The sequence below is a fragment of the Achromobacter xylosoxidans A8 genome (assembly GCF_000165835.1).
GTDB classification, from domain to species: Bacteria; Pseudomonadota; Gammaproteobacteria; order Burkholderiales; family Burkholderiaceae_B; genus Achromobacter; species Achromobacter xylosoxidans_B.
In genome coordinates this window covers 1862591-1875248 of sequence record NC_014640.1, presented here as the reverse complement: position 1 = coordinate 1875248, position 12658 = coordinate 1862591, and the positions used below count along the sequence as shown (strand labels likewise).

Annotated in this window: 13 protein-coding genes; 3 read left to right on the top strand and 10 right to left on the bottom strand. The window is 66.1% G+C overall.

Annotated elements, in window-relative coordinates; all coding sequences use genetic code 11:
- The gene (locus AXYL_RS08720) at nucleotides 1-975 is read right to left on the bottom strand and encodes a sigma-54 interaction domain-containing protein (RefSeq protein WP_041652865.1); all 975 of its coding nucleotides are present in this window, start codon (nucleotides 973-975) and stop codon (nucleotides 1-3) included.
- Between the two features lie 13 nt (nucleotides 976-988).
- Nucleotides 989-1534, bottom strand: a complete 546-nt coding sequence (orn, locus tag AXYL_RS08715) for an oligoribonuclease (RefSeq protein ID WP_013392430.1) — start codon at nucleotides 1532-1534, stop codon at nucleotides 989-991.
- A gap of 137 nt (nucleotides 1535-1671) precedes the next feature.
- Here orn and AXYL_RS08710 point away from each other — a divergent pair, with 137 nt between their 5' ends.
- Both AXYL_RS08710 and rsgA read left to right on the top strand, forming a co-directional pair.
- Nucleotides 1672-2922, top strand: a complete 1251-nt coding sequence (locus AXYL_RS08710) for a M48 family metallopeptidase (RefSeq protein ID WP_041652860.1) — start codon at nucleotides 1672-1674, stop codon at nucleotides 2920-2922.
- Nucleotides 2919-3833 (top strand): ribosome small subunit-dependent GTPase A, encoded by a 915-nt coding sequence (gene rsgA / locus AXYL_RS08705; protein WP_013392428.1) that lies wholly within the window; start codon nucleotides 2919-2921, stop codon nucleotides 3831-3833. The genes AXYL_RS08710 and rsgA overlap by 4 nt, the downstream gene beginning before the upstream one ends.
- A 114-nt stretch (nucleotides 3834-3947) precedes the next feature.
- Here rsgA and AXYL_RS08700 read toward each other — a convergent pair whose 3' ends face one another.
- A complete protein-coding gene (locus AXYL_RS08700) occupies nucleotides 3948-4679 on the bottom strand; it encodes a CoA pyrophosphatase (protein WP_013392427.1) in 732 nt (243 codons plus the stop codon).
- A gap of 123 nt (nucleotides 4680-4802) precedes the next feature.
- On the bottom strand, nucleotides 4803-5183 hold the full coding sequence (gene rplS, locus AXYL_RS08695) for a 50S ribosomal protein L19 (protein WP_006218237.1): 381 nt from the start codon (nucleotides 5181-5183) through the stop codon (nucleotides 4803-4805).
- A gap of 297 nt (nucleotides 5184-5480) precedes the next feature.
- Between rplS and AXYL_RS08690 the strand changes: the two genes are divergently transcribed.
- Nucleotides 5481-6353: a DMT family transporter gene (locus AXYL_RS08690; protein WP_013392426.1), complete on the top strand. Its 873-nt coding sequence runs from the start codon at nucleotides 5481-5483 to the stop codon at nucleotides 6351-6353.
- A gap of 111 nt (nucleotides 6354-6464) precedes the next feature.
- Here the strand turns inward: AXYL_RS08690 and AXYL_RS08685 are convergent, their stop codons facing one another.
- The 6 genes from AXYL_RS08685 to AXYL_RS08660 all read right to left on the bottom strand — a co-directional run bounded on the left by AXYL_RS08685 (nucleotide 6465) and on the right by AXYL_RS08660 (nucleotide 12655).
- Nucleotides 6465-6929 carry a hypothetical protein gene (locus AXYL_RS08685; protein ID WP_013392425.1) on the bottom strand — a complete coding sequence of 155 codons (465 nt, stop codon included), beginning with the start codon at nucleotides 6927-6929 and terminating at the stop codon, nucleotides 6465-6467.
- Between the two features lie 73 nt (nucleotides 6930-7002).
- The gene (locus tag AXYL_RS08680; RefSeq protein ID WP_013392424.1) at nucleotides 7003-8349 is read right to left on the bottom strand and encodes a PA0069 family radical SAM protein; all 1347 of its coding nucleotides are present in this window, start codon (nucleotides 8347-8349) and stop codon (nucleotides 7003-7005) included.
- A gap of 211 nt (nucleotides 8350-8560) precedes the next feature.
- Complete coding sequence (locus AXYL_RS08675) at nucleotides 8561-9859, bottom strand: sulfate adenylyltransferase subunit 1 (RefSeq protein WP_013392423.1); 1299 nt, start codon at nucleotides 9857-9859, stop codon at nucleotides 8561-8563.
- A gap of 41 nt (nucleotides 9860-9900) precedes the next feature.
- Complete coding sequence (gene cysD, locus AXYL_RS08670) at nucleotides 9901-10809, bottom strand: sulfate adenylyltransferase subunit CysD (RefSeq protein ID WP_013392422.1); 909 nt, start codon at nucleotides 10807-10809, stop codon at nucleotides 9901-9903.
- Nucleotides 10810-10850: 41 nt separating this feature from the next.
- Complete coding sequence (locus AXYL_RS08665; protein WP_013392421.1) at nucleotides 10851-11594, bottom strand: phosphoadenylyl-sulfate reductase; 744 nt, start codon at nucleotides 11592-11594, stop codon at nucleotides 10851-10853.
- Complete coding sequence (locus AXYL_RS08660) at nucleotides 11591-12655, bottom strand: sulfate/molybdate ABC transporter ATP-binding protein (protein ID WP_013392420.1); 1065 nt, start codon at nucleotides 12653-12655, stop codon at nucleotides 11591-11593. Before AXYL_RS08660 ends, AXYL_RS08665 begins: the two co-directional genes overlap by 4 nt.
- Nucleotides 12656-12658 lie beyond the last annotated feature (3 nt).

The window sequence follows — 12658 nt, the reverse complement described above, 5'->3', positions numbered from 1 at the left end:
TCAGCCGTCCAGCCCCAGCTTGAGCATCTGGTGGCGCAGAGCGTGCCGCGTGAGTCCCAGGGACTCGGCGGCGCGCCCCAGATTGCCGCCATGGGCCTGCAAGGCCGAGCGGATCAGGCCGCGCTGGAACTGCGCGGATTGCTCGGCATAGCTGCCCGCAGCGGCAGGCGAGGCCGCGGGCGCGGGCTTGGCCGCTTCGCGCAGAATGCGTTGTGGCAGATGCCGCGCCAGCACCGTGTCGCCGTCCTCCAGGATGCAGATCCGCTCCAGCAGATTGCTGAGTTCACGCACATTGCCCGGCCAGGCATAGGCCTGGAAAATGCGCCGCACCTCGGGATCGATGACGCTGAAGCGGCTACCGTGGGTGGCGTTGTAGCGCTCCAGGAAGCGGTGCGCCAGCACGATGACGTCGTCGCCCCGCTCGCGCAGCGGCGGCAGGTTGATCGACACCACCTGCAGGCGGTAATACAGGTCGTCGCGAAAGCGCCCGGCCTGCACTTCCCCCAGCAGGATCTTGTTGGTGGCGGCAATGAAGCGGGCGTCGACCGAAACTTCCTGGACTGAACCGATGCGCCGGAAGCGCCGGCTGTCCAGCAGCGTCAAGATCTTGGCCTGCATGACCGGGTCCAGCTCGCGGATCTCATCCAGGAACACGCTGCCGCCGTTGGCGGCTTCCAGCAGCCCGGTCTTGCGCGCCACCGCCCCTGTGAACGCGCCGCGCTCATGACCGAACAGTTCGGATTCGAGCAGATTGCCCGGAATGGCGGCGCAGTTGATCTCGGTATAGCCCTTGGCCGCGCGTGCCGACTGCGCATGCAGGTTGCGGGCGACCAGCCCCTTGCCGGTACCGGTCTCGCCGTAGATGAGGACGATGCTGGCCTTGCTGCGCGCGACCCGGCCGACCAGATCGCGCAGGGCCGCCATCGACGGGTGATCCCCGATGAGCGGCTCGCAGGCGGACGGGGCGGCGGGCATGGACAGTGGCCGCTTACACCTTCAGGAAGTGTTCGCGGTAGTACTTGAGCTCGTCGATCGATTCGTAGATGTCGGCCAGCGCTTCGTGGCGGCTCTTCTTCTCGAAGCCCTTGTACACGGCCGGCGCCCAGCGGCGCGCCAGTTCCTTCAGCGTGCTCACGTCCAGGTTGCGGTAATGGAAGAACTGCTCCAGGCGCGGCATGTAAGCAAACATGAAGCGGCGGTCCTGGCTGATGGTGTTGCCGCAAAGCGGCGACTTGCCCGCCGGCACGTGCTGCGCCAGAAACGCCAACAGCGTATCCTCGGCCTCGGACTCGGAAATCGTGGACGCCTTGACCTTGTCGATCAGGCCGCTCTTGCCGTGGGTGGACTTGTTCCAACTGTCCATGGCGTCGAGCAGGCTGTCGGGCTGGTGCACCACCAGCACGGGGCCTTCGGCCACGACCGTCAGGTCAGGCTCGGTCACCACAACGGCCACTTCGATGATGCGTTCTTTCTCGGGATCCAGGCCGGTCATTTCCATGTCCAGCCAGACCAGGCGGTTTTCATTCACAGCCATATAATTTGCCTATAAGGAATACCCCCACGCGGCGCCTTCGGCATGCTGCCCCAATGGGGCGCTTCTTACCTTGGGACCGCCTGGCGGTAAAAACACGCGATTTTCGCACATACCTATTTGAGCAAGCCGCATCGCCCATGTTCACACTGCTGTTCGTTGCCTTTTTGCTGACCGATATTGCCGTGCGCCTGTGGCTGGCTAGCCGCCAGATCCGCCACGTCGCGCGCAACCGCGACCAGGTGCCGTCCGAATTTTCTCACCGCATCGGGCTGGCCAGCCACCAGCGCGCGGCGGACTACACGGTGGCGCGGGTCAAGCTGGGCATGCTGGAACGCACCTATGACGCCATCCTGCTGGTGGTCCTGACCCTGATGGGCGGACTGCAGTTCATCGACCTGATGGTGGCCCAGCTTACCAGCAACGACTTCCTGCGGCAGATGCTGCTGCTGGTGGTGGTGGCGCTGCTGCTGGGCGTGCTGGGCCTGCCCTTCACGCTGTGGCGGCAGTTCAAGCTGGAGGCGCGCTTCGGCTTCAACCGCATGACGCCCGGCCTGTTCGCCGCCGATGCGTTCAAGGGCCTGCTGGTGGCGGCGGTGCTGGGCCTGCCGCTGGCGGCCGCCGTGCTCTGGCTGATGGGCAGCGCGGGCGCCTACTGGTGGGTTTGGGCCTGGGCGCTGTGGACGGCGTTCAACCTGGCGCTGCTGATCGTCTACCCGATGTTCATCGCCCCGCTCTTCAATAAGTTCACGCCGCTGTCCGACCCGGAGCTGGCCGGACGCATCCAGCGCCTGGCGCAGCGCTGCGGCTTTGCGCTCAACGGCCTGTTCGTGATGGACGGCTCGCGCCGTTCAGCCCACGGCAATGCCTATTTCACCGGCTTCGGCCGCTCTCGCCGCATCGTGTTCTTCGACACCCTGCTGGCGCGCCTGAATGGCGACGAGATCGAAGCCGTGCTGGCGCACGAACTCGGCCACTTCGCCAAGCGCCACATCGTCAAGCGCATCGTCTTCAGCTTTGCCGCCGCGCTGGCATTCTTCGCCATCCTGGGCTGGATCTCGCAGCAGCCCTGGTTCTATGTGGGGCTGGGCGTCATGCCGCAGCTGGGCGGACGCAACGACGCCATGGCGCTGCTGCTGTTCTTCCTGGTCATCCCCGTCTTCACTTTCATGCTCACGCCCGTGGCCAGCTGGTATTCGCGCCGCGACGAGTTCGAAGCGGACCGCTATGCGGCCGAACAGAGCTCGCCGGAACGCCTGGTATCCGCGCTGGTCAAACTCTACGACGACAACGCCGCCACCTTGACTCCCGACCCCGTGCATTCCGCCTTCTACGACAGCCATCCGCCCGCCGCCGTGCGCATCCGCCACCTGACGGCGGCCACCGCATGACCGCGCCGGAAGCCGGGTCCAACGAAGGCCGCATCATCGCCGCCCACGGGCGCCACTACACCGTGGAGCTGGCCGACGGCACGTTGCGCAAGTGCTTCCCCCGCGGCAAGAAGGCAGGCGCCGCCGTGGGCGACCGCGTGCGCATCACGCCGCAGGGCAAGGACGAAGGCGCCATCGACGCCATCCTGCCGCGGCGCAATCTGCTGTATCGATCGGACGAAATGCGTTCCAAGCAGTTCGCGTCCAACGTCGACCAGTTGTTGATCGTGGTCGCCGTGCAGCCCACGTTTTCCGACGACCTGACTGGGCGCGCCCTGGCGGGCGCCTGGAGCGCGGACATCGCACCCATCATCATCCTGAACAAGACCGACCTGGCGGACGAACTGCCCGCGGCGCGCGCCCGGCTGGCGCCGATCGCGGCGCTGGGCGTGGACGTGATCGAACTCAGCGCGCGGGAACCCGAGAAGGTGCACACCCTGCTTGCGCCGCGCCTGGCCGGACACACCAGCCTGCTGCTGGGCCAGAGCGGCATGGGCAAGTCCACCTTGCTCAATGCCCTGGTGCCGGACGCTGCCGCCCCGACCCGCGAGCACTCCACCGCGCTGGACATGGGCAAGCACACCACCACCAGCACGCGGCTCTACCATCTGCCCGCGCCCGGCGGCGACCTGATCGATTCTCCGGGCTTCCAGGCCTTCGGCCTGCAGCACCTCAGCCGCGAAGACATCATCCGCGGCTTCCCGGAGTTCACCCAGCCCATCGAGCAGTGCCGTTTCTACAACTGCACCCACCGGCAGGAGCCCGGCTGCGGCGTGGTCGCGGCCCTGCAGGCGGGCGCGATCGATCCGGCCCGCTACGCCTTGTACCAGCGCATCCTGGAAGAGAACCTGGCTGGGCAACAGCGCTACTAGGCGCACTGTTCCGTAAAGGCGTGCGACGCGGGGCCGGGTCCTGGCTGCGGTCCCGCAATGAATACGGCCCCTGAACGGGGCCGTATTCATTGCGGCGAAACGCGCCAGACAGGATCAGCGCGGCGTGAAGCCGTGGCGCAGCAAGTGATAGAGGTTGCGCAGCATGCCGGCGGTCGCGCCCCAGATGAAATACTTGCCGTAGGGCATGCCGTAATACTGGCGCACCCGGCCGTCATCCAGGCGGGCTTCGTACAGCCGGTGGTTGGCCGGATCCATCAGGAACGACAGCGGCACCTCGAACACCTCGGCCACCTCGAACGCGTCCGGCGCCAGGTCGAAGCCCGGGCGCACCAGCGACACCACCGGAATGATGGAAAAACCCGTCGCCGTCAGGTACGGCGGCATGCTGCCCAGCACTTCCACGTGATTGCCTGGCAGCCCGGTTTCTTCCTGCGCTTCGCGCAAGGCAGCGGCCTCCGGCGTGGAGTCGCTGGTTTCGATGCGCCCGCCCGGAAAGCTGATCTGGCCCGCATGGTCGTGCAGGTGGGCGGCGCGCTGCGTCAACATGATGTGCACGCCGTTGTCGCGCGTCACCAGAGGGATCAGCACCGCCGCCGGCACGGGCACGCCTTCGCGGCCGGGATAGCGCAGGTCGGTGTCGCGCGAAAGCTCCAGCGTCCAGGTGGACGGCTGGCTGAGCGTGCCCCGCAGCGAATCGGGGGTCAGCAGACGGCTGGGCACGGCCGGCAGGGACTCGTTGGCCACCACCCAGGGTTGCGTCGCCGGGTCGAAGCCGGGACGCGCCAGCGGCCGCCGGGGCCGCGGGGAAGACGAGGAATCAGACATACGGCTCTGCAAAAAGAAAAAGGCACCCTCGCAGGTGCCTTTTTAACCCGGAAACCCGTGCCGAACGAAAACGCTGGATGGCGTGAGCGTCCGACACTGGTAGGGCCGTGTGCCGATAAGCGATCAAGCCGCCGAGGCTTGCTTGCTGACCAGCTTTTCCTTGATACGCGCCGACTTGCCCGAGCGGTTGCGCAGGTAGTACAGCTTGGCGCGGCGCACGTCGCCGCGGCGCTTGACTTCGATGCCGGCGATTTGCGGCGAGTACAGCTGGAACGTACGCTCCACGGCTTCACCCGACGAAATCTTGCGCACGGTGAACGCGGAGTTCAGGCCGCGGTTGCGCTTGGCGATCACGACGCCTTCGAAAGCCTGCACGCGCTTGCGGGTGCCTTCAACGACGTTCACGCTCACGATGACGGTGTCACCAGGAGCAAATTCAGGCTTGGCTTGACCGCCGGTCAGACGGGCAATTTCTTCCTGTTCCAGGATAGCGATGAGGTTCATGAGAACTCCTAGATCATCATGTCTTTGCGGACTAAAACTTTTGCCGTTCGATGTTGTTCACGCGGTTTTTGCAAGGCTGCGCTATGTGCGCTGCCTGCATCCGTCGCGTGTTGCACGGCTAGCTGGCGGTGAGACCAGCCCCCGTTGCATGTGCCGCAAGCAGAGGATGAGATTTGGCAAACCAATGATTCTACACCAAAAATCGCTCAGGGCATCAGGTAACATGGCCCCGGTTCTCGCGGTTTGGAGTACCCTTCCGTCTTCTGTAACAAACACGTCATTTGACGCTGTTCCTACATGTCGTACTCGTCCCTGATCTTGGTCGTCCTGGCGGCAATGGCCCACGCCACGTGGAATCTGCTCGCCAAGCGCGCGGCCATGGTGGGCGCGCCCTTCGTCTTCGCCTATGGATTGTGCGCGTCGGTGCTGTATGCGCCGTGGGTCATCTGGGTGCTGATGCACGACGGCATGACCTGGACCTGGCCCGTGGTCGCCGCCATCCTGACCTCCAGCCTGTTGCATCTGGGCTACAGCCTGTGCCTGCAACGGGGCTATCAGGTGGCCGATCTGTCGGTGGTCTACCCCATTGCGCGCGGCACCGGACCGCTGCTGTCCACCACCGGCGCCTTTCTGCTGTTGGGCGAACCCGCCACCAGTACCGGCATCATCGGCATGCTCTGCGTGGTAGCCGGCGTGCTGCTGATCGCGACGCAGGGCCGGCTGGCCATCTTCAAGCAGGCGCAGGCGTGGATAGGTGTGCGCTGGGGCGTGGTGATCGGCCTGTTCATCGCCGCTTATACCGTCGTCGACGCCTACGGCGTGAAGGTGCTGCTGATCAGCCCGGTGCTGTTCGACTGGTTTACCTGCGTGACCCGCACAACCATGATGACCCCTCACATGCTGCGCCGCCGCCCCCAGGCCTGGGAGGCCATGCGCGGACACTGGCATCTGGCGCTGGCGGTGGGCCTGTTGTCGCCATTGGGCTACATACTGGTGCTGTACGCCTTGCGCAACGGCGCGCCACTGAGCCTGGTGGCCCCTGCCCGGGAAATGTCCATGATGCTGGGCACCCTGGCTGGCATGTTCCTGCTGCGGGAAAAGGTCGGAATCGGCCGCCTGCTAGGCTGCCTGTCCATCCTGGCCGGCGTCATCCTGCTGGGATCGAGCTGACGGGTACTCGGTCGGGCAGTGCCGGTTCACGGGCTGTCCTTGGCTAACGTTCCGTCGGCGTCCTGCACGGGCAGGTTTCGCCTGGCCAGTTCCGGCGGAGCCTGCCGCCGTTCAAAACCCAGCGGCGGCGCCCAGCCACATCAGGCCGGGGATGATCGCGCCCCAAGCCAATACCATCACCACGTCGATCACCATGGCCTTCATCGTCACCTGAGCCGTCACGGGTTCCACCGTGGCGTTGCCCAGGCTGCGTTCCCGGGTGGCTGGCGCCGCAGCCGCTGAAACCCCGACAGCGGCCGCAGGCGCGGCAGGCGCAGGCATCGGCAGCGGAGCGGCAACGGCTTGGCCGGTCAGTGCGCCGGCTTCGGCGGGCGCCGGGGGGAACGGCCAACGCGCAGGCCCGGAACCGGGCCGCGCGCGACGGCGCGGCTCGACGTCGGCCGCAGGCGAATTCCAGGGCATCGCCATGCCTGCCACCTTGGCGCACCAGGCGCGGGCGCGGTGCGAGCTGCGGCGCAGCGGGTTCAGCGTGACGACGAGGTCGTCCGACAAGACGGAAATATCAGCGGTGTTCATGGGAACTCCTAGCAAAGACGGTCCAGCGCCAGGGCATAGCCCCCCGGCAGGCATGCGCGGCGGCAGCCGGCGGTCAATCGAACAATGACAACTGGCCTGCGGCCATGGCTTGCAACTGGCGCGCTACGCGCCCGTGCGCGCCGCCAGCTGCGGGCGATACGGCGGGAAAAGGGACCCCTGAAGACGCTTGCGCGCCAACCGGGGATAGAAAATCGGCAACCTTCGCCGCAAGCGCGGCGGGAGGCAGGAAACGGTCGCAATCCAGCGCCAGGCGGTGGCGGTTCAAGCCCAGCTTGCGCGTGGCCAGGCTAAAGCGCTGGCGCAGCAGATCAGCCCAGACGCCGGTTCCGCGCATGCGCGACCCGAAATTGGGGTCGTTGCGGCGGCCATTGCGCAGGTCTTCGATGCGATGCAGCACGCGCTGGGCGCGGTCGGGGAAATGGGCGTTGAGCCAGTCCTCGAACAGGGTCTTGACCTCCCAGGGCAGGCGCAGCACGGTGTAGCTGGCGTAATGCGCCCCGGCCGCCTTGGACTCCTGGAGGATGTGTTCCATGGACTCGTCGTTGATGAACGGAATGATGGGAGCCACCAGCACGCCCACCGGCACGCCGGCATCGGTCAGGCTGCGCACGGCTTCCAGGCGGCGCCACGGCGCGGCGGCACGCGGCTCCAGCGTACGGGCCATGCCGGCATCCAGCGTGGTGATGCTCATGTACACCACCACCAGCTTTTGCTCGGCCAGCGCGGCCAGCAGGTCCAGGTCGCGGGCGACCAGCGCGTTCTTGGTGACGATGGTCAGCGGATGGCGGGTTTCCAGCATCAGTTCCAGCAGGCCACGGGTCAGGCGCCATTCGCGTTCGATGGGCTGATAAGCGTCCGTGGCGGAGCCGATGTTGATGGGAGACGGCTTGTAGCCGGGCCGGGCCAGTTCGGCGCGCAGGGCCTGGACCGCATTGGCCTTGGCCACCAGCCGGGTTTCAAAGTCCAGCCCGGGCGACATACCCAGGTAGGAATGGGTGGGCCGGGCGTAGCAATAGACGCAGCCATGTTCGCAGCCCCGGTAAGGATTGACCGCCACGTCGAAGGGAATGTCCGGCGAATCGTTGCGCGACAGCATCTTGCGCGCCTCTTCGGCGGTGACCGTGGTCTTGGGAGCGGCGGGCGCGATGCGCGCGTCCGGCAGGATGGGAATGACGCGCTCGGCTGGCTTGTCAGCGGCGGCTTCGGAAAAATTATCAGGGACGGATTCAACGAAGTCGGCCGGTAGACCGGAGGAGGACCAGCCGTCGTCGACCTGCACACGGTCATCGCGCTGAAAGCGATGCCGAACATTAGTAACCGCACCCCGACCGCGCAAGGCGGCGGGGGCGGCAGCCGGGGACCCAGAACCGGCGGGAAAAGAATGATCGGTGCGTGCCATGAAAACTACTGTACAAAAACACAGTGGTTTTGACAAGCACCAAAAGCCTTTTCGTAAGACAGCCCCACTTTACCGCAAGACGCCGACGCCGTCCGGACAAATCGATTTCACCAGGCGAGATCGCGCCGAAACCCGCGCCAATACTAGGTTTAGCGAAAAAACAACAAGATCTGGAAGGCCGAAAATCCGTTGTTTTCCGGCCTCTTACGCGTTACCGCAACATACCCGCCGCCGCGGTCTGGTGCGTGGCCTCGTCGATCAGGATGAAGGCGCCGGTCGCGGGCACATCGGCATACCGATCGACCGCCAGCGACTCGCGCGTGGTGAGCGTCACGCGTCCGATGTCGTTCATGCGCAGCGTGCCTTCGGTGTTCTCCACTTCCTGCAATTCGTGGATGTCTCGATGCGACAGCACCGCGCGTATCTTCGCCGAGGTCAGGCGCGTGCCCGACTTCAGCAGATACTTGCGCGCCGGATTCAAAGCTTGCGCATCAAGCCAGCACAACTCCGCTTCGAACTCGCGCGTGACCTGCGCCGGCGCCGACGCATGCACGATCACGTCGCCGCGCGACACGTCCACGTCGCGGTCCAGCACCAGCGTGATCGAGTCGCCCGCGACAGCTTCATCCAGCGCGCGGTCGAAGGCGCGCACCTCGCGCACGACCGCGGTCACGCCCGAAGGCTGCACCGCGATCTCATCGCCAGGACGCAGCACGCCGCTGGCGACGCGGCCGGCATAGCCGCGGAAATCGTCCTTGCGGTTGCCGTCATGGCGCGCCACCCACTGCACCGGAAAGCGCAGCGGCAAGACGCGGCCGTCGCTCGCCAGGTCCAGCGATTCCAGCAAGGCCAGCAAGGGCAGCCCTTGGTACCACGGCGTCTGCGGTGACAAGGTGACGACGTTGTCGCCGTTGAGCGCCGACAGCGGCAGCGCGTCGAAATGCTCAATGCCCAGCTTGCGCGCCAGGTCGGCATAGGCGTCGCGGATGCGCTCGAACACGGCGCGGTCCCACTCCACCAGGTCCATCTTATTGACCGCCACCACGATGTGGCGGATGCCCAGCAGGCGCGCGATAGTGCTGTGGCGCTTGGTCTGCGGCAGCAGCACGCCGTCGGCCGCGCGGGTGGCATCGATCAGGATGACGGCCACGTCCGCGGTCGACGCGCCCGTGACCATGTTGCGCGTGTACTGCTCGTGCCCCGGCGCATCGGCGATGATGAACTTGCGCGCCGGCGTCGAAAAATAGCGGTAGGCCACGTCGATGGTGATGCCCTGCTCGCGCTCGGCCTCCAGGCCATCGGTCAACAGCGAGAAGTCGATGCCGTCGCCCGCCACCCGCTTGTGCTTGGCGCGCGAGATCGCATCCAGCTGGTCGGCGAACACGCCCTTGCTGTCATACAGCAGGCGGCCGATCAGCGTGGACTTGCCGTCGTCCACCGAACCCGCGGTGATCAGGCGCAACACGCCCGTGTCGGCGCCGGAAAGAAAAGAATCGTTTAGTGCGTTCATGTGCGTCCCTGGTCGCCGGCGCATGCCGGCGTGTCATGCGATCAGAAATAGCCTTCCTTCTTGCGGCGCTCCATCGAGGCCTCGGAAGTCTGGTCGTCCATGCGCGTGGCGCCGCGCTCGGTAATGTCGGTCACCGCGGTTTCGGCGATGATGGCCATGGTGTCGGCGGCGTCGGACGCCACCGGGCAGGTGCAGGAGATGTCGCCCACCGTGCGAAAGCGCACCTGCAGGCGTTCGACCTGTTCGCTTTCCAGCGGCGGCGTCAGCCGCGTGACCGGCACCAGCAGGCCCTTGCGGCGCACGACCTCGCGCTCATGGCTGTAGTAGATGGATGGCAGCGCCAGCTGCTCGCGCTGGATGTATTGCCAGACGTCCAGCTCGGTCCAGTTCGAGATCGGGAAGACGCGCATGTTCTCGCCGCGATGCACGCGGGTGTTGAACAGGTTCCAGAGTTCCGGGCGCTGAGCCTTCGGATCCCACTTGCCGAATTCGTCCCGGAACGAAAAGATGCGTTCCTTGGCGCGGGCTTTTTCCTCGTCGCGGCGGGCGCCGCCGATGCAGGCGTCAAAGCCGAATTCCTCGATCGCCTCCAGCAGCGTGACCGCCTGGGCGGCATTGCGCGAATCGGTTTCGCGGCGCAGCACCACGCTGCCGCGCGCGATCGAATCCTCGACGCTGCGCACGATCAGGGTCTCGCCCAGTTCAGATGCGCGCGCGTCGCGGAAGGCGATCACTTCGTCGAAGTTGTGGCCAGTATCGATATGCATCAGCGGAAACGGAAACCGTCCCGGCCGGAAGGCCTTCTCGGCCAGACGCAGCAGCACCACGGAATCCTTGCCGCCCGAGAACAGCAGCACGGGTTTTTCGCTTTCGGCGGCCACCTCGCGCAGGATGAAGATGGCTTCCGATTCCAGCCAATCCAGGTGGCTGCGTTGGATCACAGCAGACATATGCACTTCCCCTAAAACAGATTTCGAATTCGTGGGCCGCATCAATCGGCGCGCGCCGCGATGCTGATGACCCGGTTGCCCGCATGCAGGCCGCATTCCTTGGAGTCCGACGACTCCCACCACCAACGCCCCGCCCTGAGGTCCTCGCCAGACCGGATGGCACGCGTACAGGGTTCGCAGCCTATGGACGGATAGCCCTGGTCATGCAGCGGGTTGTAGGGAATGCCCAAGGCGCGGATGGCGGACCAGACCTCGTCCTCGCTCCATTCCGCCAGCGGGTTGAACTTGTAGAGGCCGAAGGTGCTGTCGTCCTCTTCCAGCGGCAATTCGCCACGGGTGGTGGATTGCGCCCGCCGCTGTCCGGTGATCCAGGCGCCGCGTCCCGCGAGCGCGCGCTTGAGCGGCTCGACCTTGCGAATCTGGCAACAGGCCTTGCGCAGTTCCACGCTTTCGTAGAAGGCGTAGGCGCCGTGCTCGGCGACGTGCTGTTCGACGGCGGCCGCCACCGGCCGGTACACGGTGACCTCGCGGCCATAGCGTTCGCGCACGGCGTCCAGCACGCCCAGCGTTTCGGCATGCAGCCGGCCCGTGTCCAGCGTGAAGACTTCCAGGTCCAGGCCGGCGCTGTAGATGGCGTGCGTCAGCAGCATGTCCTCGGCCGCCAGCGAGGAGGCCAGCGCGGCGTCCGGGTAACGCCGCTGCACGTCGGCCAGCCGCAAGCCCAGGTCGCGCCAGCGCGCCGCGAGGCCCGCCTCGAGTTCAAGAGAGAGATCAGTAGCGCTCATGATTGCGTCGCGAAAATGCGCGCCCGCCGCGGACGCGCCAACAGGATTTCGCCATCGCGCAGGCCCAGTTCCCGGTATAGGGACTCGGGCACCTCGGCTTCGATGATGGCGTCGGAATCCTCGCTGGCCAGCTCCAGGTAGGCGCTGGGACCGGCGAGGAAGGCGTGTGCCAGGCGCACCGGAATGCCGTCCGCGCCGGCGCGATAGCGCTCGACGTCGAACTCGTGCGGCCGCACGTAGGCGGTGGCGCGCTGGGCTTCGGCCTGGGCCAGCTCCGGCGCGGGCAAGGACAGGCCGGCACCGTTCCAGACGCCGCGCGTGGCAAAGCCCTGCAGCTGGTTCACGTCGCCCAGAAAGCCGTACACGAACGGCGTGGCAGGTTCTTCCCAGACCTCGCGCGGCGTGCCGACCTGCTCGACGCGGCCCGAATTCATCAGCACCACGCGGTCCGACACTTCCAGCGCTTCTTCCTGGTCATGGGTGACGAACACGCTGGCCACGTGCAGCTCGTCGTGCAGACGGCGCAGCCAGCGCCGCAATTCCTTGCGCACCTTGGCGTCCAACGCGCCGAAGGGCTCGTCCAGCAGCAGCACCCGCGGCTCCACGGCCAGCGCGCGCGCCAGCGCGATGCGCTGGCGCTGGCCGCCGGAGAGCTGCGCCGGATAACGGTCGGCCAGCCAGTCCAGCTGCACCAGTCCCAGCAAGTCATGCACCTTGCGCTGGATCACGTCTTCCGAGGGGCGCTGTGAACGATGCTTGACGCGCAGGCCGAAGGCCACGTTCTCGAACACCGTCATGTGCTTGAACAACGCATAGTGCTGGAACACGAAACCAACCTGGCGCTGGCGCACGTCCACCGCGGTGGCATCTTCGCCGGCAAACAGCACGCTGCCGGAATCGGCCGATTCCAGCCCCGCGATGATGCGCAGCAACGTCGTCTTGCCGCAGCCCGATGGGCCCAGCAACGCGACCAGCTCACCCGTTTCAATATGCAGCGAAACGTCGTTCAGCGCGCGGAACTGGCCGAAGCGCTTGGATAGATTGCGGACTTCGATACTCATGCT

What these genes read in the sequence shown, in the direction of transcription:
- cysD (WP_013392422.1), bottom strand. Translation starts at nt 10,809, where the DNA reads ATGTCTGCTGTGATCCAACGCAGCCACCTGGATTGGCTGGAATCGGAA.
- AXYL_RS08690 (WP_013392426.1), top strand. Translation starts at nt 5,481, where the DNA reads ATGTCGTACTCGTCCCTGATCTTGGTCGTCCTGGCGGCAATGGCCCAC.
- AXYL_RS08665 (WP_013392421.1), bottom strand. Translation starts at nt 11,594, where the DNA reads ATGAGCGCTACTGATCTCTCTCTTGAACTCGAGGCGGGCCTCGCGGCG.
- AXYL_RS08660 (WP_013392420.1), bottom strand. Translation starts at nt 12,655, where the DNA reads ATGAGTATCGAAGTCCGCAATCTATCCAAGCGCTTCGGCCAGTTCCGC.
- AXYL_RS08675 (WP_013392423.1), bottom strand. Translation starts at nt 9,859, where the DNA reads ATGAACGCACTAAACGATTCTTTTCTTTCCGGCGCCGACACGGGCGTG.
- AXYL_RS08710 (WP_041652860.1), top strand. Translation starts at nt 1,672, where the DNA reads ATGTTCACACTGCTGTTCGTTGCCTTTTTGCTGACCGATATTGCCGTG.
- AXYL_RS08720 (WP_041652865.1), bottom strand. Translation starts at nt 975, where the DNA reads ATGCCCGCCGCCCCGTCCGCCTGCGAGCCGCTCATCGGGGATCACCCG.
- rplS (WP_006218237.1), bottom strand. Translation starts at nt 5,183, where the DNA reads ATGAACCTCATCGCTATCCTGGAACAGGAAGAAATTGCCCGTCTGACC.
- orn (WP_013392430.1), bottom strand. Translation starts at nt 1,534, where the DNA reads ATGGCTGTGAATGAAAACCGCCTGGTCTGGCTGGACATGGAAATGACC.
- AXYL_RS08700 (WP_013392427.1), bottom strand. Translation starts at nt 4,679, where the DNA reads ATGTCTGATTCCTCGTCTTCCCCGCGGCCCCGGCGGCCGCTGGCGCGT.
- AXYL_RS08685 (WP_013392425.1), bottom strand. Translation starts at nt 6,929, where the DNA reads ATGAACACCGCTGATATTTCCGTCTTGTCGGACGACCTCGTCGTCACG.
- AXYL_RS08680 (WP_013392424.1), bottom strand. Translation starts at nt 8,349, where the DNA reads ATGGCACGCACCGATCATTCTTTTCCCGCCGGTTCTGGGTCCCCGGCT.
- rsgA (WP_013392428.1), top strand. Translation starts at nt 2,919, where the DNA reads ATGACCGCGCCGGAAGCCGGGTCCAACGAAGGCCGCATCATCGCCGCC.